The 26,150-nt window shown below is 38.0% G+C and carries 21 protein-coding genes and 1 riboswitch; all 21 genes read left to right on the top strand.

All coding sequences use genetic code 11. The features are described 5' to 3' along the window. The first annotated feature begins 69 nt into the window (after nucleotides 1-69). Nucleotides 70-4,368, top strand: a complete 4,299-nt coding sequence (locus RGB74_RS10555) for a PolC-type DNA polymerase III (protein WP_310759278.1) — start codon at nucleotides 70-72, stop codon at nucleotides 4,366-4,368. Nucleotides 4,369-4,523: 155 nt separating this feature from the next. Beyond that, nucleotides 4,524-4,994: a ribosome maturation factor RimP gene (gene rimP, locus RGB74_RS10550; RefSeq protein ID WP_310759277.1), complete on the top strand. Its 471-nt coding sequence runs from the start codon at nucleotides 4,524-4,526 to the stop codon at nucleotides 4,992-4,994. Between the two features lie 18 nt (nucleotides 4,995-5,012). Next, a complete protein-coding gene (nusA, locus tag RGB74_RS10545; RefSeq protein ID WP_310759276.1) occupies nucleotides 5,013-6,119 on the top strand; it encodes a transcription termination factor NusA in 1,107 nt (368 codons plus the stop codon). A 20-nt stretch (nucleotides 6,120-6,139) separates the two neighbouring features. After that, a complete protein-coding gene (gene rnpM, locus RGB74_RS10540) occupies nucleotides 6,140-6,406 on the top strand; it encodes an RNase P modulator RnpM (RefSeq protein ID WP_310759275.1) in 267 nt (88 codons plus the stop codon). Beyond that, entirely contained in the window at nucleotides 6,403-6,708 is a 306-nt protein-coding gene (locus tag RGB74_RS10535; protein WP_310759274.1) for a YlxQ family RNA-binding protein, read from the top strand. The genes rnpM and RGB74_RS10535 overlap by 4 nt, the downstream gene beginning before the upstream one ends. A 15-nt stretch (nucleotides 6,709-6,723) precedes the next feature. Beyond that, nucleotides 6,724-9,009, top strand: a complete 2,286-nt coding sequence (gene infB, locus RGB74_RS10530; protein WP_310759273.1) for a translation initiation factor IF-2 — start codon at nucleotides 6,724-6,726, stop codon at nucleotides 9,007-9,009. Next, nucleotides 9,006-9,284, top strand: coding sequence for a DUF503 domain-containing protein (locus tag RGB74_RS10525; RefSeq protein WP_310759272.1), 279 nt, complete (start codon nucleotides 9,006-9,008; stop codon nucleotides 9,282-9,284). The genes infB and RGB74_RS10525 overlap by 4 nt, the downstream gene beginning before the upstream one ends. Nucleotides 9,285-9,318: 34 nt before the next feature. After that, the gene (gene rbfA / locus RGB74_RS10520; protein WP_310759271.1) at nucleotides 9,319-9,711 is read left to right on the top strand and encodes a 30S ribosome-binding factor RbfA; all 393 of its coding nucleotides are present in this window, start codon (nucleotides 9,319-9,321) and stop codon (nucleotides 9,709-9,711) included. 97 nt (nucleotides 9,712-9,808) lie between these two features. Continuing rightward, nucleotides 9,809-10,720 carry a tRNA pseudouridine(55) synthase TruB gene (gene truB, locus RGB74_RS10515; RefSeq protein WP_310759270.1) on the top strand — a complete coding sequence of 304 codons (912 nt, stop codon included), beginning with the start codon at nucleotides 9,809-9,811 and terminating at the stop codon, nucleotides 10,718-10,720. A gap of 24 nt (nucleotides 10,721-10,744) precedes the next feature. Continuing rightward, complete coding sequence (gene ribF / locus RGB74_RS10510) at nucleotides 10,745-11,686, top strand: riboflavin biosynthesis protein RibF (protein WP_310759269.1); 942 nt, start codon at nucleotides 10,745-10,747, stop codon at nucleotides 11,684-11,686. Between the two features lie 138 nt (nucleotides 11,687-11,824). Beyond that, nucleotides 11,825-12,094: a 30S ribosomal protein S15 gene (rpsO, locus tag RGB74_RS10505; protein WP_310759268.1), complete on the top strand. Its 270-nt coding sequence runs from the start codon at nucleotides 11,825-11,827 to the stop codon at nucleotides 12,092-12,094. 183 nt (nucleotides 12,095-12,277) lie between these two features. Continuing rightward, nucleotides 12,278-14,392: a polyribonucleotide nucleotidyltransferase gene (gene pnp / locus RGB74_RS10500; protein WP_310759267.1), complete on the top strand. Its 2,115-nt coding sequence runs from the start codon at nucleotides 12,278-12,280 to the stop codon at nucleotides 14,390-14,392. A gap of 346 nt (nucleotides 14,393-14,738) precedes the next feature. Beyond that, nucleotides 14,739-15,713: a polysaccharide deacetylase family protein gene (locus tag RGB74_RS10495; protein ID WP_310759266.1), complete on the top strand. Its 975-nt coding sequence runs from the start codon at nucleotides 14,739-14,741 to the stop codon at nucleotides 15,711-15,713. 80 nt (nucleotides 15,714-15,793) lie between these two features. Further along, nucleotides 15,794-17,038, top strand: a complete 1,245-nt coding sequence (locus RGB74_RS10490; protein ID WP_310759265.1) for a M16 family metallopeptidase — start codon at nucleotides 15,794-15,796, stop codon at nucleotides 17,036-17,038. A 327-nt stretch (nucleotides 17,039-17,365) separates the two neighbouring features. After that, complete coding sequence (dpaA, locus tag RGB74_RS10485) at nucleotides 17,366-18,259, top strand: dipicolinic acid synthetase subunit A (protein ID WP_310759264.1); 894 nt, start codon at nucleotides 17,366-17,368, stop codon at nucleotides 18,257-18,259. A gap of 6 nt (nucleotides 18,260-18,265) precedes the next feature. Next, entirely contained in the window at nucleotides 18,266-18,853 is a 588-nt protein-coding gene (dpaB, locus tag RGB74_RS10480; RefSeq protein ID WP_310759263.1) for a dipicolinate synthase subunit B, read from the top strand. A 140-nt stretch (nucleotides 18,854-18,993) separates the two neighbouring features. Next, nucleotides 18,994-20,037, top strand: coding sequence for an aspartate-semialdehyde dehydrogenase (gene asd / locus RGB74_RS10475; protein ID WP_310759262.1), 1,044 nt, complete (start codon nucleotides 18,994-18,996; stop codon nucleotides 20,035-20,037). Nucleotides 20,038-20,058: 21 nt separating this feature from the next. After that, nucleotides 20,059-21,321 (top strand): aspartate kinase, encoded by a 1,263-nt coding sequence (gene dapG / locus RGB74_RS10470; RefSeq protein ID WP_310759261.1) that lies wholly within the window; start codon nucleotides 20,059-20,061, stop codon nucleotides 21,319-21,321. 17 nt (nucleotides 21,322-21,338) lie between these two features. After that, nucleotides 21,339-22,217 carry a 4-hydroxy-tetrahydrodipicolinate synthase gene (gene dapA, locus RGB74_RS10465; RefSeq protein WP_310759260.1) on the top strand — a complete coding sequence of 293 codons (879 nt, stop codon included), beginning with the start codon at nucleotides 21,339-21,341 and terminating at the stop codon, nucleotides 22,215-22,217. Nucleotides 22,218-22,504: 287 nt separating this feature from the next. Continuing rightward, a riboswitch (cyclic di-AMP (ydaO/yuaA leader) is annotated at nucleotides 22,505-22,654 on the bottom strand. A gap of 180 nt (nucleotides 22,655-22,834) precedes the next feature. Next, nucleotides 22,835-24,100, top strand: a complete 1,266-nt coding sequence (gene gltP / locus RGB74_RS10460) for a glutamate/aspartate:proton symporter GltP (protein ID WP_310759259.1) — start codon at nucleotides 22,835-22,837, stop codon at nucleotides 24,098-24,100. A gap of 297 nt (nucleotides 24,101-24,397) precedes the next feature. Further along, nucleotides 24,398-26,065 (top strand): ribonuclease J, encoded by a 1,668-nt coding sequence (locus tag RGB74_RS10455; protein ID WP_310759258.1) that lies wholly within the window; start codon nucleotides 24,398-24,400, stop codon nucleotides 26,063-26,065. Nucleotides 26,066-26,150: the final 85 nt, after the last annotated feature.

Genomic DNA, 26,150 nt, shown 5'->3' with positions numbered 1-26,150 from the left:
CGATAAAAATGACTATAATTTTATACGATAATAAGGTTAGTTTCTTAATCTCTTAAAAAGGAGGTTCTTATGAGCGGAGAGTTACAAATCAGAAAAGAAAGACTTTTGCTTCTTTTAGAGCAGCTTTCGATACCAGAAGATATGAAAAGCGAATTTTCAGATGGAAAAATCGAAAGACTTACAATAGATAAAGTGAACCGCAGCTGGCATTTTTCAATAGGGTTAACACGACCATTATCTCCTGCTGCCTTTGCTTGGTTTCATTCCAGTTTGCTTCAAACGTTTAATCATATTGCTCAAGTCTCTTTCTCCTTGCAAACGGAAGGGAAATTCCAATCAGAAGATGTATTGTCTTACTGGCCACTTTGTAAGGAAAGAATTTTAGAAAAAGCCATTCCAAGTTTAGCAGGTTTGCTTTCTAGTCAAGAGCCGGCAACGGAAGGGAATTTCTTATTTTTAACAGTAAGAAATGAAGCTGAAGAAGCACTTGTTCACCGTAAACTAGGACCGATTGTTAAAGAAATGTACAATCAATTCGGTTTTCATTCAGTTTTACTAAAAACTGAAATAAAACATTCTGAAGAAGATTATCAGAAGTTTATCGAACAAAGAAAGCAAGAAGATCAAAATAAAGTAATGGAAGCTCTTGTCGAGAAAGAAAAAGCTTCTAAAAGGTCTGATGCATCTGCAGCAAAAACTGATATCATGATCGGCTATTCCATCAAGGATGAGCCTGTTCCAATCCAGACGATCCAAGATGAAGAACGCAGAATTACGATTCAGGGATATGTGTTCCATTCAGAAACACGCGAACTTAGAAGCGGACGTACATTACTAACATTTAAAATTACAGATTACACAGATTCACTTCTAATAAAAATCTTCTCTCGTGATAAAGAAGATATTCCGATTCTCCAAGGAATTCAAAAAGGAATGTGGGTAAAAGTACGTGGAGGTATTCAAAATGATACCTTTGTAAGGGATCTTGTTATGATCGCAAATGATATTAATGAGATTAAACCTGAATCACGCAAAGATATATCTGAAGAAGATAGGAAAAGAGTAGAACTGCACCTTCATACTCCTATGAGCCAGATGGATGCAACATCTTCTGTTTCTTCATTAGTTTCACAGGCGAAAAAGTGGGGACATCCTGCCATCGCGATTACGGATCATGCCGGTGTTCAGTCATTTCCAGAAGCTTATTCAGCTGGAAAGAAAAATGATATAAAAATTCTTTACGGAGTTGAAGTAAACCTTGTAGATGACGGTGTTCCGATCGCCTACAATGAAGCACCAAGAAAACTTACAGATGAAACTTATATTGTTTTTGACGTTGAAACAACGGGCTTATCGGCAGTTTATAATAAAATCATTGAACTAGCAGCTGTAAAAATACGAGGCGGAGAAATCGTTGACAGGTTTGAAGCTTTTGCTAATCCCCATGAATCATTATCTCAAACTACTATTGAATTAACTGGCATTACTGATGATATGGTTGAAAATGCACCGGAAATTGGAGAAGTTCTTCGCGATTTTCACCATTTTATCGGGGATGATATTCTTGTTGCACATAATGCTAGTTTCGATATGGGTTTTTTAAATGAAGGCTTGAGAAAAATAGGTCTTGATGAAGCAAAGAATCCCGTTATTGATACCCTGGAATTAGCTAGATTTCTACTTCCTCAATTAAAAAATCACAGACTTAACACGTTATGTAAAAGGTATGATATCGAGCTTGTTCAGCATCACAGAGCGATTTATGATGCTGAAGCCACTGCATACCTATTATGGAAGTTGCTTAAAGAAACATTCGAAAAAGAAATTTTTTATCATGATCGACTAAACGATAACATGGGACAAGGTGGTTTTCAGCGTTCACGTCCTTCACATTGTATTTTATTGGCTGCTTCACAGGTAGGTTTGAAGAATCTATACAGACTTGTTTCAGAATCCCACCTATCTTATTTTTATAGAACACCTCGTATACCGAGATCACGATTAAGTAAACTTCGTGAAGGGATACTTGTAGGTTCTGCATGCGACAAAGGTGAGGTTTTTGAAGGAATGATGCAAAAACCGATGGAAGAGGTAGAAAAGATTGCTTCTTTTTATGATTATTTGGAAGTGCAGCCTCCAAGCAATTATTATCACTTAATAGAAAAAGAACTTGTACAAGACGAGATGAACCTAAGAGATATCTTGTCCAACATCGTTAAGTTAGGCGAAAAACTCGATAAACCAGTAGTTGCTACAGGTAATGTTCATTACTTAAATCCAGAAGATGCTATTTATAGAAAAATATTAATATCTTCACAAGGTGGAGCGAATCCGCTAAACAGACAAACACTTCCAGAAGTACATTTCAGAACGACTGATGAGATGCTGGATTTGTTTGCATTTCTTGGAGAAGAAACTGCTGAAAGAATAGTTATCGAGAACACAAATCAAATAGCTGACTCTATCGCTGATATTAAGCCTATCCCTGATGACCTCTATACTCCTAAAATTGAGGGAGCAGATGAGGAAATCCGATCTATGAGTTATAACATGGCTAGAAGCATATATGGAGAAGATCTTCCTGAACTAGTGGAGAAAAGACTTGAAAAAGAATTAACGAGTATTATTGGGCACGGATTTGCAGTTATCTATTTGATCTCACATAAGCTAGTTAAAAAATCGTTAATTGATGGTTATTTGGTTGGTTCACGTGGATCGGTCGGTTCTTCTTTCGTTGCAACAATGACTGAGATAACGGAAGTAAATCCTCTACCTCCACATTATGTGTGTCCAAACTGCAAAGAATCACATTTCTTTAATGATGGTTCAGTTGGTTCTGGTTTTGACTTGCCAGATAAAGAATGTCCGGATTGCGGCGTTTTATATAAGAAGGATGGACAGGATATACCATTTGAAACGTTTCTTGGATTTAAAGGGGATAAAGTACCGGATATTGACTTGAACTTCTCAGGAGAATACCAGCCTAGAGCGCATAATTATACGAAAGAACTTTTTGGAGAAGAATTCGTATATCGGGCAGGAACAATTGGAACAGTTGCTGAAAAAACAGCTTATGGATACGTTAAAGGGTATGCTAGTGATCATAACATGACGATCCGTTCGGCTGAAGTGGATCGGCTAGTAGCAGGATGTACGGGTGTGAAAAGGACAACTGGCCAGCATCCGGGTGGTATTATCGTTGTGCCGGACTATATGGATATTTACGATTTTTGTCCAGTCCAATTTCCTGCAGATGACAGTTCTTCAGAATGGAAAACAACACACTTTGATTTCCATTCTATTCATGATAATTTGCTAAAACTAGATATATTAGGACACGATGATCCAACCGTTATCCGTATGCTTCAGGATTTGAGCGGCATAGATCCGAAGACCATACCAGCTTCTGATACTGAGGTCATGAAAATATTTTCAGGCCCAGAAGTTCTAGGTGTAACAGAAGAACAGATACTTTGTAAAACGGGGACACTTGGAATACCCGAATTTGGAACTAAATTCGTTAGGCAGATGCTCGAAGAAACAAAGCCAAGCACATTTTCTGAACTCGTACAGATCTCTGGTTTGTCACATGGTACAGATGTGTGGCTAAACAATGCAAACGAACTTATTGCGAATGGTACATGTGTACTAAAAGATGTAATCGGATGCCGTGATGACATAATGGTATATCTTATCTATAAAGGACTTGAGCCATCACTTGCGTTCAAAATTATGGAAAGCGTTCGTAAAGGGAAAGGTCTTCCAGATGATTGGATAGAAGAGATGAAGAATAATGACGTACCGGACTGGTATATTGGCTCATGCTTAAAGATTAAATACATGTTTCCAAAAGCCCATGCAGCCGCATACGTATTAATGGCTGTTCGAATAGCTTATTTTAAAGTCCATTATCCAATCTTTTTCTACGCAGCATATTTTACTGTCAGAGCAGATGATTTTGATATCGAGGCAATGATACGCGGTTCTAAAGCGATCCGTATAAAGATAGAAGAAATCTCTGCAAAAGGATTAGACGCTTCTACTAAAGAAAAGAATTTGCAGACAGTACTCGAACTCGGATTAGAAATGTGTGAAAGAGGTCTTTCTTTCCAGAAGATTGATCTTTACCGATCAAGTGCATCAGAATTTCTTGTAGAAGGCGACTCACTAATACCTCCTTTTAACTCCATTGCAGGACTTGGTACAAATGCTGCACTCAATATCGTCAGAGCGAGAGAAGATGGAGAATTTCTCTCGAAGGAAGACTTGCAGCAGCGCGCTAAATTATCAAAAACAATCATTGAATATTTAGATGACCAAGGGTGCTTGGAAGGACTCCCGGATGCCAACCAGTTATCGCTCTTTTAAACCGCTCAGGCAACGGGCATAAAGTTGCAGTATTTTATTGGTTATGGTATAGTATTTTTGGAAATACTGTTGGATGAATAATTGTCGGCGAAAGAGTGGGGATTCCCCGCTCTTTCGTTACGTTTAAAGGTCATTCAGTAAAAAGGAGGGCAGCTATGAGTCAAAAGATTACGGAGCTTACAACTGATCTTGTAACTCCTATCGTTGAAAAACTAGGATTAGAACTTGTTGATGTAGAATTTGTTAAAGAGGGTAAAAACTGGTTCTTGCGGGTTTTTATTGATTCCCCTGGTGGTATTGATATAGAAGAATGCGGAACGGTAAGCGAACAATTGAGTGAAAAGTTAGATGAACTTGATCCGATTGAACAGCCCTACTTTTTAGAGGTTTCTTCTCCAGGTGTTGAAAGGCCGCTCAAAAAACCTGAAGATTTGAAAAATGCAATTGGTAAAAATGTGAATATTAAGTTATACGAGCCAATTAATGGTGAAAAAGTGTATGAAGGAATTTTGAAAGATTTTGACGGTGAAACGCTGTTTATGGAAATTAAAGTGAAAACGCAAGTCAAAAAGGTAGAATTGCCTTATTTAAAAGTGGCAAATGCCCGTCTTGCGGTTGTTTTTTAAGAAGAGGGGAGTATAAAAATGAGTACCGAGCTGTTGGATGCACTTACATTATTAGAAAAAGAAAAAGGGATTAGTAAAGATGTAATCATTGAAGCGATAGAAGCTGCTTTGATTTCAGCTTATAAGCGAAACTTTCATCAAGCGCAAAATGTACGTGTAGATTTTAACCGTGATACGGGAAGCATCCGTGTTTTTTCCAGAAAGACAGTTGTTGAAGAAGTGCTGGACGATCGTCAAGAGGTTTCAGTTGCGGAAGCACAGGCTATTAACCCTGGATATGAGATTGACGATATTGTAGAAGAAGAAGTTACACCAAAAGATTTTGGGCGTATTGCAGCTCAAACTGCTAAACAAGTTGTAACGCAGCGAGTTCGTGAAGCTGAAAGAGGAATTATTTTTTCAGAATTTATTGACCGCGAAGAAGATATTATAACAGGTATCGTTCAACGTCAAGACCACCGTTATATTTATGTAAGTCTTGGACGTGTTGAAGCATTATTGCCTGCAGCTGAACAAATGCCTGGAGAAACACATACAACAAATGATCGTATTAAAGTTTATATTACAAAAGTTGAAAAAACGACAAAAGGACCTCAGATTCTTGTATCTCGTACTCATCCTGGTCTATTGAAGCGATTATTTGAGCTTGAAGTTCCTGAGATTTATGACGGAACTGTAGAGATTAAGTCGATAGCACGTGAAGCAGGCGACAGATCAAAGTTAGCTGTATTTGCTTCAGACCCAGAAGTAGATCCAGTTGGATCATGTGTCGGTCAAAAAGGTGCTCGTGTACAAACAATCGTAAATGAATTGAGTGGCGAAAAGATTGACATTGTTCGATGGAGTGAAGACCCTGTCGTTTATGTAGCTAATTCATTAAGTCCTGCTAAAGTATTGGAAGTTCAAGTGAATGAAGAAGATAAAATGACAACTGTCATCGTACCAGATTACCAACTATCACTTGCGATTGGTAAACGTGGACAAAATGCGCGTCTTGCTGCAAAGCTGACGGGTTGGAAGATTGATATTAAAAGTGAATCTGAAGCAATTGAGTCAGGAGTTTATGATCCATCAAATGCCCAGAACGAAGCTTTAATGGAATCTTCTCTAGAGGATCAAGAGTAAGAGAAGGCGAGGTTGGGACAATGAAAACCCGCAAAATTCCAATGAGAAAATGTGTTGCCTGCCAAGAAATGAAAGAAAAAAAAGAGCTGACACGCATCGTCAGAACACCTGAAGGAGATGTCTTTGTTGACTTATCCGGTAAGAAATCCGGTCGAGGAGCTTATCTTTGTCATGAGGTAGCTTGCATCGAGTCTGCACAAAAGAAAAAAGTTCTTGAATCACACTTAAAAACAAAGATTCCGGCAGAAGTCTTTGAGCAGCTCCAAAAAGGAAGTAAAACATCTTGAAAACAAGTAATTGGGAAAATTTTCTTGGGTTAGCAGCACGAGCAGGGAAAGTGATATCCGGTGAAGAGCTTGTTGTAAAAAGCATCCAAAAACAAAACGCAAAAATAGTTTTGCTATCAAAAGATGCATCAGACAACACCAAGAAAAAAGTAACGGATAAATGTCTTTTTTATAATATCGATTTCGTTTGGATTGAAGATCGCGCTGTATTAGGAAAAGCGATCGGTAAAGAGCAGCGAGTTGTCGTTGCTGTAAATGATCAAGGATTTTCTAAGCGTCTAAAGGAACTTCTTGATCACTAACACGGGGGTGAACATATGAGTAAAATACGCGTATACGAATATGCGAAACAGAAAAATGTTCAAAGTAAAGACATAATTGAAAAGCTGAAAACAATGGATGTCCATGTTGCCAATCATATGTCAATGATTGATCAAGCTGCATTGAAAAAGTTGGATGAAGCCTATAACCCAAAGACTTCAAAAGAACAATCAGCAAAACCTAAAAATCAAAACCAACCTCCTAGAACAGATAAGAAGACAACTAACACTGGTTTAGACACCAAATCTACTAAAAAGGAAGTTCAAAAAGAGAATAATATGAAAATTAAAAAAGAGACTACTAATAGTAATACTACACAGCCAAAGGGTCCCCAAAAAGGGGCAAAACCAGGTGCAAACAATCAGAATGCATCTAAGAACAATAATTCCAAAAACAACAATAATAACCGAAACCAAGGCAACAATAGAAACAATAACAATAACAACAGAAACCAAAATAACAACAGAAACAAGCAAAATCGAGGTGGAGGAAGCGGTCAGCCAGCTCCTCAAAAGAAAGTACTTGAAACACCGAGTAAAATTACTTTCTCCGAATCACTTCAAGTTGGTGAGTTAGCTAAAAAATTAAACAAAGAAACATCAGAAATCATTAAAAAGCTAATGGGTCTAGGAATAATGGCAACCATTAACCAAGAGCTGGATAAAGAAGCGATTGAATTAATTGCTGCAGATTATGATGTAGAAGTTGAAGAAGAAATCATCGTCGATGAGACTGAATTCGAAAACTATGAAGTAGTAGACGATGAAAAAGATATGCAGGTTCGTCCTCCAGTTGTTACAATCATGGGGCACGTTGACCATGGTAAAACAACACTTTTAGATGCAATTCGAAACACAAAGGTTACGGCCGGTGAAGCAGGCGGAATCACACAGCATATTGGTGCATACCAAATTACGAACAACGGAAAAGTTATTACGTTCTTGGATACACCAGGACATGCTGCATTTACAACAATGCGTGCTCGTGGCGCTCAAGTAACGGATATTACAATCCTTGTAGTAGCTGCAGATGATGGTGTTATGCCTCAAACCGTTGAAGCGATCAACCATGCCAAAGCTGCTGAAGTACCAATCATTGTTGCTGTTAACAAAATGGATAAGGAAGCCGCTAATCCTGATCGAGTAATGCAGGAATTAACTGAACACGGTCTTGTATCAGAAGCGTGGGGCGGAGATACAATTTTTGTTAATGTATCTGCCATTAAAGGTGACGGAATCGATGACCTTCTTGAAATGATCAATCTTGTTTCTGAAGTCGAAGAATTAAAAGCTAATCCTAACCGTACAGCTGCAGGAACAGTTATTGAAGCACAGCTTGATAAAGGCCGCGGTTCTGTAGCAACGCTTCTTGTTCAATCAGGAACTTTAAAGGTTGGTGATCCGATCGTAGTTGGTCATACATTTGGCCGTGTACGTGCGATGGTGAACGATTTAGGCCGCCGAGTAAAAACTGTTGGACCTTCAACACCTGTAGAAATCACAGGTTTAAACGATGTACCGCAAGCTGGTGATCAGTTTATGGTATTTGCTGATGAGAAGAAAGCTCGTCAAGTTGGAGAATCACGATCTAAGAAACAACAAGATGCACAACGTAAGGAATCTTCTAAACTAAACCTCGATGATCTCTTTAATCAAATTAAAGAAGGCGATATCAAAGAGATTAACGTAATCATTAAAGGGGACGTTCAAGGTTCTGTTGAAGCTCTTGCTGGATCACTTCAGAAAATTGATGTTGCAGGCGTTAAAGTAAAAATCATCCACTCTGGTGTAGGTGCAATCAATGAGTATGACATCATGCTTGCTTCTGCTTCAAATGCCATTGTAATTGGATTTAATGTACGTCCTGATAACGGAGCAAAACGTACGGCTGACGCAGAAAAAGTAGATGTACGTCTGCATAGAATTATTTATAACGTTATCGAAGAGATTGAATCAGCGATGAAAGGTATGCTTGATCCTGAATACCAGGAAAAAGTTATCGGCCAAGTTGAAGTAAGAACAATTTTTAAAGTATCCAAAGTAGGAACAATCGCTGGCTGTTACGTAACAGAAGGAAAGATCACAAGAGATTCTACTGTACGTTTAATCCGTGATGGCATTGTAAGTTATGAAGGCAAGATCGATGCTTTAAAACGATTTAAAGATGATGCCAAAGAAGTATCCGCTGGTTACGAGTGCGGGATTACTCTTGAGAAGTTCAATGATATTAAAGAAGGCGATATTATTGAGGCTTACATCATGGAAGAAATTAAAGTAAAATGATCGGGCTATTAACGGTTGAGGTATTTATTTATGATGCACAGTCGTTAAAAGATAAGCGTTCAGTTGTTCAAAAAGCGGTTAACAGACTTCGGCAGCGCCTAAATTTAGCTGTTTCTGAAACGGACTTTCAGGATTTATGGCAACGATCCGAAATTAGTATGGTAACCGTTTCTTCGGACAAAATAATAGCAGAAAAAGAATTGCAAAAGGCACTTGCAATCATTACATCTATTACAGAGCTAGAAGTAACAAGTTCCCATGTAGAATGGCTGTAAATTGCCTCTCTGAAAGAAACGGGGTGTATTAAATATGAGCAAAATCCGTTCCAATCGTATCGGGGAACAGATGAAAAAAGAGCTTAGTGATATTATAGGCCGGAAAATCAAAGACCCCCGCGTTGGTTTTGTGACAGTTACGGCAGTTGATGTTACTGGTGATCTGCAGCAAGCAACTGTTTATGTATCAGTATTTGGTGATAGTGACCAAAAAGAGCAGACATTGCGAAGTCTTGCTAAAGCCACTGGTTTCATTCGAACTGAGATCGGTAAACGTATCCGTATGCGTAAAACACCAGACATCTTCTTTAAATTTGACGAATCATTAAGCTACGGAAGCAAAATCGAAAGTTTATTATCTGATATTAAACAAAAAGATAATGAGGATAATGACAGCGACGAAAACGAAGATTATCCGAAATCATAAATCTTATATGGATAGGCAATTACATTAATTGTCTATCCTTTTTGCTTGTTACGACCAAAGCAGCAAAGATGAATGTAAAGTAAAAGGAGAAATACCTATGACAGCTAGGCAAGGGATCTTAGCGTTAAAAAAGCCTGCAGGAATGACATCACATGATTGTGTTGCTAAAATCAGGAGAATATTTTCTACCAAAAAAGTAGGACATACTGGAACTCTGGATCCAGAAGTAACAGGTGTTCTGCCTATTTGCATTGGCCGAGCAACAAAAATTGCAGAATATATGTCCGATTATGGAAAAGAATACGTCGGTGAAGTGACTCTTGGTTTTTCAACAGAAACTGAGGATGCGCACGGAGAGAAAGTAGAAGAAAAAGAAGTAAAATCAAATATCAGCTTTCAAAAAGTTAAAGAAATCCTCCTTTCTCTAACCGGTGAGATCGACCAAGTACCTCCAATGTATTCTGCAGTGAAAGTAAATGGGAAGAAACTTTACGAATATGCGCGACAAGGGATCAATGTCGAACGCCCAAGCCGGAAAGTAACTATTTATGACCTTGAGCTGCTAAGTCAAGAAGAAGAATTACGCAAAGAAAGACCCGTGTTTTCTTTCCGAGTGAAATGTTCAAAAGGAACCTATGTCCGTACGCTTGCAGTTATGATAGGGGAAAAACTTGGCTACCCTGCACATATGTCGTCATTGGTACGAACAGCCTCTGGTCCTTTCAATCTTAATGAATGTGTTACCTTCGAGCAGCTCGAAAACACAGAAGTTCCATTAGATGATTATTTAGTCCCGCTTGAGAGGGGAATCTCCCATTTTCCAAAATGGCAAGTTAATGAAGAGATTGAAGCTCAAGTTAGAAATGGTTCAGTTTTAGAAAAACCAAAAGAATTGGAACAAAGCCCGTTTGGTGTTTATAATGAAGAAGGGAAATGTCTAGCCATATATCAGTTTCACCCTTCAAAACCTGGTTTGATCAAGCCAGAAAAAGTGTTAGCCATTGAATAATGTAACAGGTTAGTAGGTGAGTTTTTGGAAACGATCGTCATTAATCACCCACATCAATATCATCAAGAAACAATGCCGCCGTTAATTTTGGCACTTGGTTACTTTGATGGTATTCATAAGGGTCATCAGCGTGTAATTGAAACAGCTGTCGAGCTTGCAGAAAGTTGCAATGCATATCCGGCAGTTATGAGTTTTCACCCTCATCCATCAGTTGTATTAGGAAAAGCGGATGAAAGCTGGACATACATTACACCTCTTGAAGAAAAGAAAATGTTATTAGAAAGACTAGGAGTAAAGAAATTCTTTATTGTGAAATTTGATCTTAACTTCGCCTCACTTTCTACACAACAATTTGTAGATCAATACATTGCAGGGTTGAACGTTCAGCATGTTGTAACAGGCTTTGATTTTTCATATGGAAAGTATGGAAAAGGGAACGTACAGACGTTAATGCAAGAAGCGAATGGAAGATTCGGTCAGACAATTATTGAAAAAATTGAAAAAGAAGGACAAAAAATTAGTTCAACACTTATTCGCCAATGCTTAAAAGAAGGATCAGTTGAAAGAATTGTTTCTTTTTTAGGCAGAAAATATTCATTAAACGGCACAGTCATACACGGTGATAAAAGAGGGAGAACAATTGGCTTTCCTACTGCAAATCTGCAAACAGATGATTATACACTTCCAAAAGTAGGAGTGTATGCAGTAGAAGCATATGTCGATCAAAAGAAATATTATGCTATGGCTAATGTAGGATTTAAGCCAACTTTTAAAGATAATCAGCTTAAACCTTCTTTAGAGGTCCACATTTTTGATTTTAATAGCGAAATCTACGGTAAGACGGTAAGGATTAACTGGTTAAAAAGAATAAGGGATGAAGTGAAATTTAGTTCAATTGATGCTTTGATAAACCAGCTTGATGATGATAAACGTAAAACCTTAGAAATTATCCAATCAATTGATTAAAAAAACTTGCAATAGACGTTAAAAAGGTCTATGCTAATACTTGTACATTTTTAATGTGCAGATAACCGTTGCTTGGCAAATCGAGTCACCGACGTTTGCTCGGTAATAGGTGTTTCTAAAATTAAGGAGGTGAAAAGGATGGCAATCTCTCAAGAGCGCAAAAATGAGCTTATTAGTGATTATAAGGTACATGATACGGACACTGGATCTCCAGAAGTTCAAATCGCTATCCTTACTGAACAAATTAATGAGTTGAATGGTCACTTACGTACACACAAAAAAGATCATCACTCACGTCGTGGTCTATTGAAAATGGTTGGTAAGCGTCGTAACTTGTTAACGTACCTACGTAACAAAGACATCACGCGTTACCGCGAATTGATCGGAAGACTAGGATTACGTCGTTAATCCAACAAAAGCGGGAGTTAATCCCGCTTTTTTTATTGGATTGTTTCTTAGCGAAAAAAAACAAAATTAGCATAAGTTAGTAAATTCTTTGTAGTTTTTCTTTTTAGGAAGGACTACGTTAGGATATAATAGAACCATAATAAAACAGGATTTTTCTAAGTGTTGAGAGGAGTACCAAGTAAAATGGATCAACAAAAACGAACTTTTACTATGGACTGGGCGGGAAGAACGCTTACGTTCGAAATTGGAGAACTGGCAAAGCAAGCAAATGGTGCAGTTATGGTTAGATATGGAGATACTGCAGTATTATCAACAGCTGTAGCTTCAAAGCAGCCTAAGAATCTAAGCTTCTTTCCGTTAACGGTTAACTATGAAGAAAGATTATATGCGGTTGGTAAAATCCCTGGAGGATTTATTAAACGTGAAGGCCGTCCGAGTGAAAAGGCAGTCTTAGCAAGCCGATTGATCGACAGACCGATTCGTCCATTATTTGCTGATGGGTTCCGTAACGAAGTACAAGTTGTGAGCACTGTAATGAGTGTGGATCAAAACTGTTCTTCAGAAATGGCTGCAATGATCGGGTCATCTCTATCTTTGTCAATTTCGGATATTCCATTTGAAGGACCGATTGCAGGTGTAACAGTAGGCCGTATTAACGGTGAATTCGTTATTAACCCAACTGTTGATCAAAATGAAAACAGCGATATCCATTTGATTGTTGCTGGTACAAAACATGCAATAAACATGGTAGAAGCTGGTGCAGAAGAAGTTTCTGAGGAAGTAATGCTTGAAGCAATCATGTTCGGTCATGAGGAAATCAAGAAATTAATTGCGTTCCAAGAAGAGATTGTTGCAGAAATCGGTAAAGAAAAAATGGAAATTGTACTGCATGAACTTGATAAAGATCTCGAGCAGGAAGTACGTGATTTTGTAGGCGGCGATGTAAAAGAAGCAGTTAAAGTAATTGAGAAACATGCACGTCAAGAAGCACTTGATGCTGTTGGTGCAAATTTAAAATCTCGCTATGAAGAAGATGAAGAAAAAGCTAATGAAGCAAAAGAGATTTTACATAAACTAATCAAGGAAGAAGTTAGACGCTTAATCCTGAAAGAGAAAATTCGTCCAGATGGAAGAAAGACAGACGAAATTCGTAAACTTTCTTCTACAGTCGGTATTTTGGCAAGAACACACGGTTCTGGTTTATTCACTCGTGGACAAACTCAAGCGTTAAGCATCTGTACGCTAGGTGCACTTGGTGATGTTCAAGTGCTTGATGGTCTTGGAGTAGAAGAGTCAAAGCGTTTCATGCACCAATATAACTTCCCTCCATTCAGCGTAGGTGAAACTGGATTTATGCGCGGACCAGGAAGACGTGAAATTGGTCACGGTGCATTAGGTGAACGTGCGTTAGAACAAGTAATTCCAAACGAAGAAGAATTCCCTTACACGATTCGTCTCGTATCTGAAGTTCTTGAATCTAATGGTTCAACATCACAAGCTAGTATTTGTGCAAGTACTCTAGCATTAATGGATGCAGGTGTTCCAATTAAGGCACCAGTTGCAGGTATTGCGATGGGTCTTATCTCTGATGGTGAAGACGTAACAGTATTAACTGATATTCAAGGTATGGAAGACCATCTTGGAGACATGGACTTTAAAGTAGCTGGTACACCAAACGGTATAACTGCACTTCAAATGGACATTAAAATTTCTGGTATCAACCGTGAAATCCTGCAAGAAGCACTGACGCAAGCAAAAGAAGGCCGTATGATCATTTTGAAGTCGATGCTTTCTACGCTTTCAGAATCACGTCAAGAGCTTTCAAAATATGCGCCTAAGATTTTAACAATGAAGATTAATCCTGATAAGATCCGTGATGTTATCGGGCCAAGTGGGAAAATCATCAATAAAATCATTGAAGAAACCGGCGTTAAAATTGATATCGAACAAGACGGAACAATCTTTATTGCTTCCACAGATGAGCCAATGAACAAAAAGGCTAAGAAAATCATTGAAGATATCGTTAGAGAAGTCCAAGTGGGAGAATACTACATGGGCAAAGTTAAACGTATTGAAAAATTCGGTGCTTTTGTTGAATTGTTCAGCGGAAAAGATGGTTTAGTACACATTTCTGAACTTGCTGAAGAACGCGTAGGCAAAGTGGAAGATGTATTGAAACTTGGTGATGAAATCCTTGTAAAAGTCATGGAGATCGACAACCAAGGCCGTGTAAACTTATCACGCAAAGTTGTTTTAAAAGAAGAAAAAGCAAAAAATGAAGAACAGCAAAAAGCTTAATGAAATAGATTGAAACGGAATCGACCCCAAAAGGTGCCATATTTGCTCCTTTTGGGTCTTTTTTTCGTTATTTTGAGAGTGCACTGACCAAGCAAGTATTCGATAATCCAACGAGTTTCAACTATAATCCAACGGTTTTTAGCAATAATCCAACGAATTCCGACCATAATCCAACGAGTTTTTCTCATATACCCGCGGACTTACAAAAACCGACAAAAATTTTACATGACTCTATCACAAATTCTATTTACCGATTGATAAATTTCATTTATTTGAAGCAGCATGTCTTTTCAAACGTTCTAACCTGTCCCAGTCATACATACGTTGATACAGGGAGGGGAAGATCGTGAAAAAATCAATTCTGAATTGGTCCATTATCGTTTTAATGCTTACTGCTATCGGATTAACGCTTCATAATCCCTTTACTAGTACGTATATTGAAAGTATTAAAGCACAGGGTACTGCAGTGTCTCAATTGGAGTCTAATTCGATTTACAATCAAATAAAACAGCGAGCAAAAGATTTGAACAAACCACCGCAAAATGCAGAAATAGATCCAGTTTGGAAAGCCACTCCCGGATATAATGGACTTGTTGTAGATATGGATGAATCTTTTAAAGCAATGAAAAAAGAGAATGAATTCGATGAAAAGAAATTAGTAGTAAAACAAATTGAACCTGCTGTTCATTTAGATAATTTACCTGCTTCACCCATTTATCGCGGAAATCCTGAAAAGCCGATGGTTACTCTTCTTGTAAATGTTGCATGGGGTAATGAATTTTTACCGGGAATGCTTCAGACGATGAAAAAATATAATGTACATTCAACCTTTTTTTTGGATGGTTCATGGGTTAAAAAAAATCCATCCCTTGCCAAAATGATAAGAGAAGAAGGGCATGAGATCGGTAATCATGCATACTCACACCCGGATTTAAAAAAAATGACGAACGCGCGAATTACCGAAGAACTCAAGCAAACAAATGAAGTCATAAATGCTACACTTGACCTAACACCAAAGTGGTTTGCCCCTCCAAGTGGCAGTTACCGTAATGATGTAGTACAAATTGCAAATGAATTAGGTATGAAAACGATTCTATGGTCGGTTGACACTGTGGATTGGCGTAATCCTGATCCGAAGGTAATGAGTCAGAAAGTATTGAATAAAGTCCATCCTGGAGCCATGATCTTGATGCATCCTACAAAATCCTCTGCCGCTGGACTCGAAGAAATGATTAAAGGAATAAAGGAAAAAGGCTTAAGCATCGGCACCGTATCCAGTTTGATGGATGAAAAAAGGTTGTTGCCTAAATCGGTGAAGTAAAGTTGTACAGGAGATTAGGAAATGGTATATTGTTCCTATGATGAATCGATGGTACATCTGACAGCTAGGAGGAAACAAATTTGATAATTAGGCATACGTGTTCAAACGGCGTAAGAGTCGTTTTGGAAAATATTCCAACGGTCCGATCTGTAGCAATCGGGGTATGGATTGGAACTGGTTCTAGATTTGAAAATACTAAAAATAACGGAATATCTCACTTTTTAGAGCACATGTTTTTTAAAGGTACAAAAACGAGAACAGCCAGGGAGATCGCTGAATCGTTTGACAGCATTGGCGGTCAAGTAAATGCGTTCACTTCAAAAGAATATACATGTTACTATGCGAAAGTATTAGACACTCATGCACCTTATGCTCTTGAAGTTTTAGCAGATATGTTTTTTAACTCAACTTTTGAAGAAAATGAGTTATTAAAAGAAAAAAATGTTGTTCTAGAGGAAATAAAGATGTATGAGGACACACCAGATGATATTGTTCACGATATGCTCAGCAGAGCAAGTTTTCAAAATCATGAATTAGGATATCCAATATTAGGTACAGAGGAAACACTTAACTCTTTCACAGGGAATACACTGCGTGATTATATGAATACTCATTACGTTCCTGAAGAAGTTGTAGTTTCAATAGCAGGAAATATTGATGAAAGCTTTATTCAAAAAGTTGAAGAATGGTTCGGTGACTATAAAAGCAGCAATCCATTTGCTAAAACGGAAATTCATTCACCCGTATTTCACCCATCTAAATTAACACGTAAAAAAGAGACGGAGCAAGCTCATTTATGTCTAGGTTATCCTGGATTATCTTTGAAAGATAAAAGAAGCTATAGCTTAATCATCTTAAATAACATTTTCGGTTCAAGCATGTCGAGCCGATTGTTCCAGGAAGTCAGAGAACAACGAGGGCTTGCGTATTCAGTTTTTTCCTATCATTCTGCCTTTGTTGATAATGGGATTTTTACGATTTACGGCGGAACGGCTCCTCAACAGCTTGATGAATTATATGATACGATTAAAAATATTGTAGAAGATCTTAATGAAAACGGGATTACTGATAAGGAACTCAAGAATTCGAAAGAGCAAATTAAAGGAAATTTAATGCTCAGCCTAGAAAGTACAAACAGCAGAATGAGCCGTAATGGCAAACATGAACTGATATTAGGCTATCATCGAAGCTTGGATGATATGGTTGAGTCCATTGATAAAGTTACAAAAGAACAAGTGAACGAGCTGATTCAGTCTATATTTACAGAAAGCTGCTCAGCTTCTCTAGTAAGTCCGCAAGGTGAGCTTCCAAAAGGGCTGCAATAAAATACGAAATTGAAATCCGGGAAATTTCCCGGATTTTTTTTGTTTAAGAATTTATAAAAAACTAACTTCTTATAACAACGAAGATTGCGATTACAGCCTTTTAAAAAAATAGGCGATAAAGCTATCCGTTGCCCCAAACATGAATATGTCACATGAATATAATGAAGATGATTGATAAATGACTTTAAAATAATGAATCAAAAGTTAATTGTATTGCCGTTGTATTTATCTGGTTTTAAGTAACCATATAGGCGGGGCGTTCATAATATGATGAATGTGGATAGTAATCCCCTGCAATAATGGAACAACGGAGAAAGGGGAGAAAGAATGTTAACAGATTTGCACATCGCAGTTATTGGTGGCGATGCAAGACAGTTGGAAGTTATTCGTAAATTAACTGAATTAAATGCCGTATTAACTCTTATTGGCTATGACCAGCTGGACCACGGATTTACTGGGGCTTCTAAAATGGATATGGAAGAAGTGGATTTTTCAAAACTAGACAGCATAATTTTACCGGTGAGTGGAACAGGATTGCAGGGGGAAATCGATACTATTTTTTCGAATCGGCAAATTGTTCTAACGGAAGAACAATTAAAGAAAACAAAGAGTCACTGCCAGATCTTTTCAGGAATCAGCAATGCTTACTTGAATACAATCGTCAAAAATAGTGATCGAAAGCTTACAAAGCTGTTTGAAAGAGATGACGTTGCTATCTATAACAGTATTCCAACTGTAGAAGGCACAATCATGATGGTCATTCAGCATACAGACATTACGATTCATCAATCGAACACTGTTGTCCTCGGCTTTGGCCGGGTAGGGATGAGCGTAGCTAGAACATTTCAGATGCTTGGAGCTAATGTAAAAGTGGGGGCAAGAAAGTCTGAACATATTGCAAGGATTACAGAAATGGGAATGGTGCCCTTTCATTTAGATGATTTAAAGACAGAAGTGTTCGATACAGATGTTTGCATTAATACAATTCCTACTCAAATTGTAACAGCTGAGGTGATTTCTAAATTACCTTCTCATACATTAATAGTCGATCTCGCATCAAAACCAGGTGGTACTGACTTCAAATATGCAGAAAAACGCGGAATAAAAGCTCTGCTTGCCCCAGGATTACCAGGTATAGTCGCACCAAAAACAGCAGGTAAAATTGTTGCAAATGTTCTTTCGCAATTATTAATTAATGAATTTGTTAAGCGGAAGGGGTAGTTTCATATGGAGGTTAAAGGTAAACATATCGGTTTCGGATTAACCGGATCTCATTGTACGTATGACGCAGTTTTTCCTGAAATTCAAAGGCTTGTAGATCTAGGTGCAAAGGTGACACCTTTTTTTACACATACAGTACAAAATACGACAACTAGATTTGGTGTGGGTACAGAATGGATTGATCGTATTAAAGAGGTTACAGGAAACGAACCGGTGGATTCAATTGTGAAAGCTGAGCCGTTTGGACCGCGGACACCTTTGGATTGCATGGTCATTGCACCATTAACAGGAAACTCTATCAGTAAGTTTGCAAATGCTATGACAGATTCACCTGTACTTATGGGAGCAAAGGCAACATTAAGAAATCAAAAACCAGTTGTTTTAGGGATCTCAACAAATGATGGATTAGGATTGAATGGTGTAAATATAATGAGATTAATGGCAACGAAAAATATTTATTTTATACCATTTGGCCAGGATGACCCGGTATTGAAACAAAATTCACTCGTAGCACACATGGATACTCTGGTCGAAACGATCGAATACGCACTTGAAGGAAAGCAATTTCAGCCTGTTCTAAGGGTTACAAAATAATACAGCAGAAAAAACGTTCATAGAACCCTAGTTTATGATAAAATATGATAAATTATATGGGTATACAAGGAGAAACAAGAATTCGTGTTTCTCCTTCTGTTGTAGCTTGCTAACCTAATTGTATAAAGGAGTTTTATGAAATGAGCCAAAGAACATATCACGTAGCCGTAGTAGGAGCAACTGGTGCGGTTGGGCAGCAGATGCTGAATACATTAAAAGAGAAGAATTTCCCAGTAGGAAAATTATCACTTCTTGCCAGCAAAAGATCGGCAGGACAGGTCATTGCATATAATGGTGAAAATTTTACGATTCAAGAAGCTACGCCTGAAGCTTTTGAAAGCGTAGATCTTGCGCTGTTTTCAGCAGGCGGATCTGTTTCAAAGGAACTTGCGCATGAGGCTGTAAAACGAGGAGCTATTGTGGTAGATAACACAAGTGCCTTCCGTATGGATCCTAACGTACCGCTAGTTGTTCCTGAAGTGAATGAACAAGACTTAAAGAATCATAACGGAATTATAGCGAATCCGAATTGCTCTACAATTCAAATGGTTGTAGCCCTAAAACCTCTACATGAAAAATATGGATTAAAGAAAGTTATTGTATCCACTTACCAAGCGGTTTCTGGTGCAGGTGCAAAAGCGGTTGAAGAGCTTAAAGAACAAGCAAAATCAATTTTAAAAGATGAAGCATTTGAACCAGCGATCATGCCATGTGCATCTGATAAGAAGCATTATCAAATCGCATTTAATGCTGTTCCGCAAATAGATAAATTTCAAGATAACGGCTATACGTTTGAAGAATTAAAGATGATGAATGAGACAAAGAAAATCATGCATCTGGAGAATCTAGAAATTGCAGCAACTTGTGTCAGACTGCCGGTTGAAACGGGACATTCTGAGTCTGTTTACGCTGAATTTGAGAATGGAACTCCTTCAGTTCAGGAAATCAAGGATTTATTAAAAACAGCAGAAGGGGTAACTTTGCAAGATGTACCAGAAGAGCAAATTTATCCGATGCCAGCCTTAGCTGCCGGATTGCCAGATGTATTTGTTGGCAGAATCCGCAAAGACCTAGATCGTGAAAACGCCATTCATATGTGGGTAGTTTCTGATAACTTATTAAAAGGTGCTGCTTATAACTCAGTTCAGATTGCAGAAAGTTTAATCAAGCTAGGATTGCTTTAATTATATAAAGAAGGTGCATCCATGAAGATAATTGTTCAAAAGTTCGGGGGAACCTCTTTAAAAGAAAATGACGGACGTACGCAAGCAGTCCGGCATATTCAAAAAGCGGTTGATGAAGGTTATAAAGTAGTTTGTGTTGTTTCTGCGATGGGCAGAAACGGAGATCCATATGCAACAGATACACTTTTAGAATTACTAGATGGAAATAATAAAATATCGAACCGGGAACAGGACCTTCTTTTGTCTTGCGGAGAAATCATCTCTTCTGTTGTTTTCTCTGGACTGCTTAATGCATCAGGATTATCAGCTGCTGCATTAACTGGGCCACAAGCTGGTTTTCGAACAAACGATGATTTTACAAATGCCCGAATTATCGATATGAAGTGTGAACGGATTAAATCAGAGCTTCAGAGCAATGACGTTATTGTAGTTGCCGGTTTTCAAGGTCAATCTAAAAATGGTGATATAGCAACATTAGGCAGAGGTGGCAGCGACACTTCTGCCTCTGCGCTCGGAGCAGCTCTAGAAGCAGATTTTATCGATATTTTTACAGACGTTGAAGGCGTCATGACTGCAGACCCTAGACTTGTAAAAAATGCTAGACCACTTACTGTCGTAACATATGCTGAAATCTGTAATATGGCCTATCAAGGTGCTAAAGTTATACACCCTAGAGCTGTGGAGATCGCGATGCAAGCAAAGATACCGCTGCGTATCCGTTCAACTTATTCTGATTTGCCTGGCACACTTGTTACATCAGCGATAAAAGGTCCTGCCGGAAAAGATGTGCAAGAATCCTTAATCACCGGGATTGCTCACGTTTCAAATATCACACAAATAAAAGTATATGCGAATGATGGCCAGTATGATCTTCAGACAAAAGTATTTAAAGCGATGGCTCAAGAACAGATATCAGTCGATTTTATTAACATAAGTCCTAAAGGCGTGGTCTATACGATTATGGAAGATAAGACAGATCTTGCTTTGGCTAAATTAAAAGCACTTGGCTATGAGCCTGAAGTTACAAGAAATTGTGCGAAAGTTTCTGCTGTAGGTGCAGGAATTGCGGGAACACCTGGTGTAACTGCAGCTATCGTTGAATCACTTTCAAGCAGAAACATACAAATTCTTCAATCTGCAGACTCCCATACTACAATCTGGGTTCTCGTTAAGAAGGATGATTTAATTGAATCAGTTAACGCTCTTCATACAACTTTTCGGCTGAATGAAGAAGGAATTACGGCTAATTTGCAAGAAATTGTACAACAACAGTTTATTGAGTAGTAGAGGAGTGAACCCTAATGAGTTTCGGAAGTATTAGCACTGCAATGGTAACCCCCTTTGACAGTAAAGGGAATGTAGATTTTGCAAAAACCACTAAATTAATTAATCATCTCATCGATAATGGCAGCGACAGTCTTGTCGTTTCAGGAACAACAGGCGAATCACCTACATTGACAACTGAGGAAAAGATTGCATTATTTAAGCACGTAGTAAAGGTAGTTGCAGGTAGAGTTCCTGTTATTGCAGGTACGGGAAGCAATAATACAAAAGCATCAATTGATTTATCCAAAAAAGCTGAAGAAATTGGTGTGGATGCACTTTTAATAGTAGCTCCATATTATAATAAGCCTAGCCAGGAAGGAATTGTTGCTCATTATAAAGCAATTGCTGATGCCGTTAGAATTCCGATTATGGCTTATAATGTTCCAGGAAGAACGGTTGTTTCAATTGGTGTTGATACTGCTGTACGCCTTTCGGAAATTCCGAATGTGACAGCCTTGAAAGATGCTGGTGGAAATTTGGATGTAATGAGTGAGATTATTGAAAAAACATCAGATGACTTCTTCGTATACAGTGGAGATGATGGATTAACACTCCCGTCACTCGCAGTTGGCAGCGCTGGAATAGTTTCTGTAGCATCGCACGTTATAGGGAATGAAATGCAAGCTATGATTCAGGCTTTTAATAGAGGCGAGAACAAAGAGGCAGCAGGTATTCACCGTAAATTGCTGCCGGTCATGATTGAGATGTTTAAAGCTCCTAGCCCGGCACCAATAAAGACTGCTCTTCAACTAAAAGGCCTTGATGTCGGAAGTGTCAGACTTCCATTATTGCCGTTAAATCAAGCAGAACGCAGTTCACTGGCAGCAACATTATCAACGTTAACAAATGTATAAATAAGAAAAGGAGCCCCGTGAAGGGCTCCTTTTCTATTTTTGATTCTCTTGCTTTGTTTTCTATCGTATCAAAAAATTCGATAATTGTTTTAACGAAAATAGACTTGAGGAAATTTTGTAAGGATAAGAAACACCAAATAATAACACATTCTCAAATAAATGTTTTAGACCTTTAATTAAAATTGTGTTACAAGAAGCATTTTGCACATTAGTATTTTGGTGGAAAATGAGAAAATTAACAGCAAAAAAAGACCTCAACACATGCGAGTCTTTTTCCAGACGAAAAATGACATCCTGAATAACGCTTACGGTGTTAGCTTACGGATTAGGGACTGCAGTTATGCCCTTAAAATAAGCATTTTGATTCAATCCAAGTATCGATTTGAGGATGCAAAATGGTCCCCTCGTTTTAAGATAGAATTCAGCGATTTAAGGCATATTATTTATATGATGTACTTAATTTAGTCCGTAGAAATAAAGGTGTCAATACTAATTTAATGTGTATTAACAATTTAATTTTTCTGAATTTTCAATTTGACAAGCTTGATAAATCTTGTTTAAAATACGACTCGTGGCAACGAACTCCGAAGTTTTTTACAACATAGAGAGGTGATAGGATGAAAAAAATCAAAATAAGTTTAGCCTGGCAAATCCTTATTGGATTAATATTAGGGATAGCTGTTGGAGCATTATTTTATGGAAATGAATCTGTACAAACATATCTTCAGCCAGTCGGGGATATATTTATACGTCTTATTAAAATGATTGTAATCCCTATTGTAATTTCAAGTTTGATTGTCGGTGTTGCTGGTGTAGGGGATATTAAGCAACTTGGCCGTTTAGGCGGAAAGACAATTCTTTACTTTGAAATAATTACGACATTGGCGATTGGGATTGGACTATTAATCGCAAATGTATTTCATCCGGGTACTGGAGTTAATATGAAAGCGTTATCGAAAGGTGACATCTCCAGCTACATGGAAACAACGAAGTCAGTTGAAAGTCACGGATTTGCAGATACTTTTTTAAATATTGTTCCTGAAAATTTATTTCATTCATTAACCAACGGTGATATGCTGCCAATAATCTTTTTCTCTGTATTATTTGGATTAGGTGTAGCCGCGATCGGTGAACGCGGTAAGCCTGTACTAGCTTTCTTCCAAGGTACGGCAGATGCTATGTTCTATGTAACAAACCAAATTATGAAATTAGCTCCTATTGGCGTTTTTGCTTTAATTGGAGTGACCGTTTCAAAATTCGGTGTTGAGTCACTTATTCCGTTAAGTAAATTAGTGATCGTCGTATATGGAGCAATGATTTTCTTCGTTATTGCTGTGTTGGGATCGGTAGCAATGTTTGTCAAAGTAAACATTTTTACATTGATCAAAATTTTAAAAGATGAGTTGATTTTGGCATATTCTACGGCAAGCTCAGAAACAGTATTGCCAAGACTTATGGAAAAAATGGAGAAGTTCGGGTGTCCTAAAGCAATCACATCATTTGTTATTCCAACAGGATATTCTTTCAACCTTGATGGATCAACCCTCTATCAAGCCATTGCTGCATTATTCATTGCTCAGCTTTATGGAATCGATCTTTCGATTTACGAGCAATTATCATTATTATTAGTTCTTATGGTAACCTCTAAAGGTATAGCAGGAGTTCCAGGCGTTTCATTCGTAGTTCTCCTTGCAACTCTAGGATCAGTAGGGATACCACTTGAAGGACTGGCGTTTATCGCTGGTGTTGACCGTATCCTTGATATGGCCAGAACAGCTGTTAACGTAGTAGGAAACTCTCTTGCTGCTGTTGTGATGTCCAAATGGGAAGGGAAATATAACGACCTAAAAGGACAAAATTACGCTGAATCTGAAGTAGGCTAATAGTAAAAAAATAGTAAAAACCGCGTCCATGTGAAGTGGATGCGGTTTTTTTTGCTTTTTTCTACAAGTTTGCAGCTTTTAGAAAACAGTCATCATTGACAAGTTGATTGGAGTGCAAGGTGCGAGACTCTTATTTTAAACAAGGTTGATAACCAGCACCTATAAAAGGCATGTTTTGCTGAAAATTTTCATTTTTACTTCTCTATTCTTGTTTTGTGCTCATTTGATAAGTTATAATGAGTTTAAGTGACGTGATCGGGAATATTTTTTACATACAACATAGGAGGAATATACACATTGTCAAAACAAAATAGAGAGAAAATTAAAGTTTTTGCCTTGGGCGGAGTCGGTGAGATTGGCAAAAACATGTATGTAGTGGATACAGGTGAAGAGATTTTTGTAATGGACGCTGGTCTAATGTTCCCACAGGAGGAAATGTTAGGTATCGACATCGTTATACCTGACGTAACATACTTAAAGGAGAACCTAGAGCGTGTTACCGGAATCTTTTTAACACATGCCCATGAAGACCATATTGGCGGACTTCCTTATGTGCTGCGTCAAGTTCCTGTACCTGTATATGGAACACGCCTTACATTAGGACTAGTCGAAGCAAAATTAAAAGAAGCGGGTCTATTGCGATCAACACAGTTAAATTTAATTGAAACAAACATGAAGCTTTCATTTAACAGTGCTCAAGTAAGCTTTTTTCATGTGAATCATAGCATTCCAGATGCAGTGGGTATTGCAATACACACGTCACAAGGGATTATTGCAAATACGGGTGATTTTAAAATTGATCATTCTCCAATCGATGGACAGCATACGGAATTTGGGAAAATTTCCGCACTGGCTGATCAAGGTGTGCTTTGTTTGTTATCAGACAGCACAAACGCTGAGCGCCCTGGATCTACAGGTCCTGAAGCTCAAGTTGGACAGGAAATCTTAGATGTTTTTGAAGCTGCAAAAGGGCGTATTATTATTGCATCTTTTGCTTCGAACGTTCATCGTGTTCAACAAGTTATGAATGCTGCAGCAAAAACGAACCGGAAAGTGGCTGTCAATGGCCGAAGCATGGTTAAGGTCGTTGATATTGCGACTCAACTTGGTTATTTAAACATTGAAAAAGACCTTCTCATAACAATAGATGCAGCAAATGATTACAGTGATGACCGTGTAGTAATACTTACTACAGGAAGTCAAGGTGAATCGATGGCTGCATTGTCAAGAATGGCTCAAAAATCACACAAACAAATTTCCTTGCGACCAACAGATACAGTTGTTATTGCCGCTACCCCGATACCTGGCAATGAAACATCTGTTGCAAAAATGGTTGATTTATTAATGCGCACTGGGGCTGATGTTGTTTTCGGCCAGAAAAAAGTACATGTTTCAGGACACGGAAGTGCAGAAGAGTTAAAATTTATGCTTAGCTTAATGAAACCAAAGTATTTTATTCCTGTTCATGGCGAGTATAAGATGCAGAAAGCTCATCAAAAACTTGCTATTGAAGTAGGTGTAGAAAAAGACAATATTTTTGTTATTGATAAAGGTGAAGTAGTTGAATTCTCAAGCGGACAAGCACAAAAAACAGGGAAAGTTCCTTCTGGAAACGTTCTTGTTGATGGATTGGGTGTTGGAGACATCGGAAACATCGTTCTTCGTGACAGAAAGCTTCTGTCACAGGATGGTATTCTAGTAGTAGTCGTAACAATAAGCAAGGATTCACAACAGCTGATTTCAGGGCCTGAAATTATTTCGCGCGGATTCGTATATGTTCGTGAAAGTGAAGCGCTTCTTCAAGAAGCAAATCAAAAAGTTCGGGATGTTCTGGAAAAGTGTATGAGTGAAAATATGAAAGAATGGTCTTCCTTAAAATCTAATGTCCGGGATACATTAAGTCAGTATCTATTTGAAAAGACGAAACGTAGACCAATGATCATGCCTATAATCATGGAAATTTAACCTGCTGCCTACAGCAGGTTTTATTTTTTTCTCATATGATTGGAAATTACGCCCATACTAAGTACAACGCTGAAAAATAAAGGGG

Origin of the sequence: Bacillus sp. NEB1478, assembly GCF_031582965.1 — a bacterium.
Taxonomy (GTDB): domain Bacteria; phylum Bacillota; class Bacilli; order Bacillales; family Fictibacillaceae; genus Fictibacillus.
This window is presented reverse-complemented; position numbering and strand designations above follow the sequence as displayed.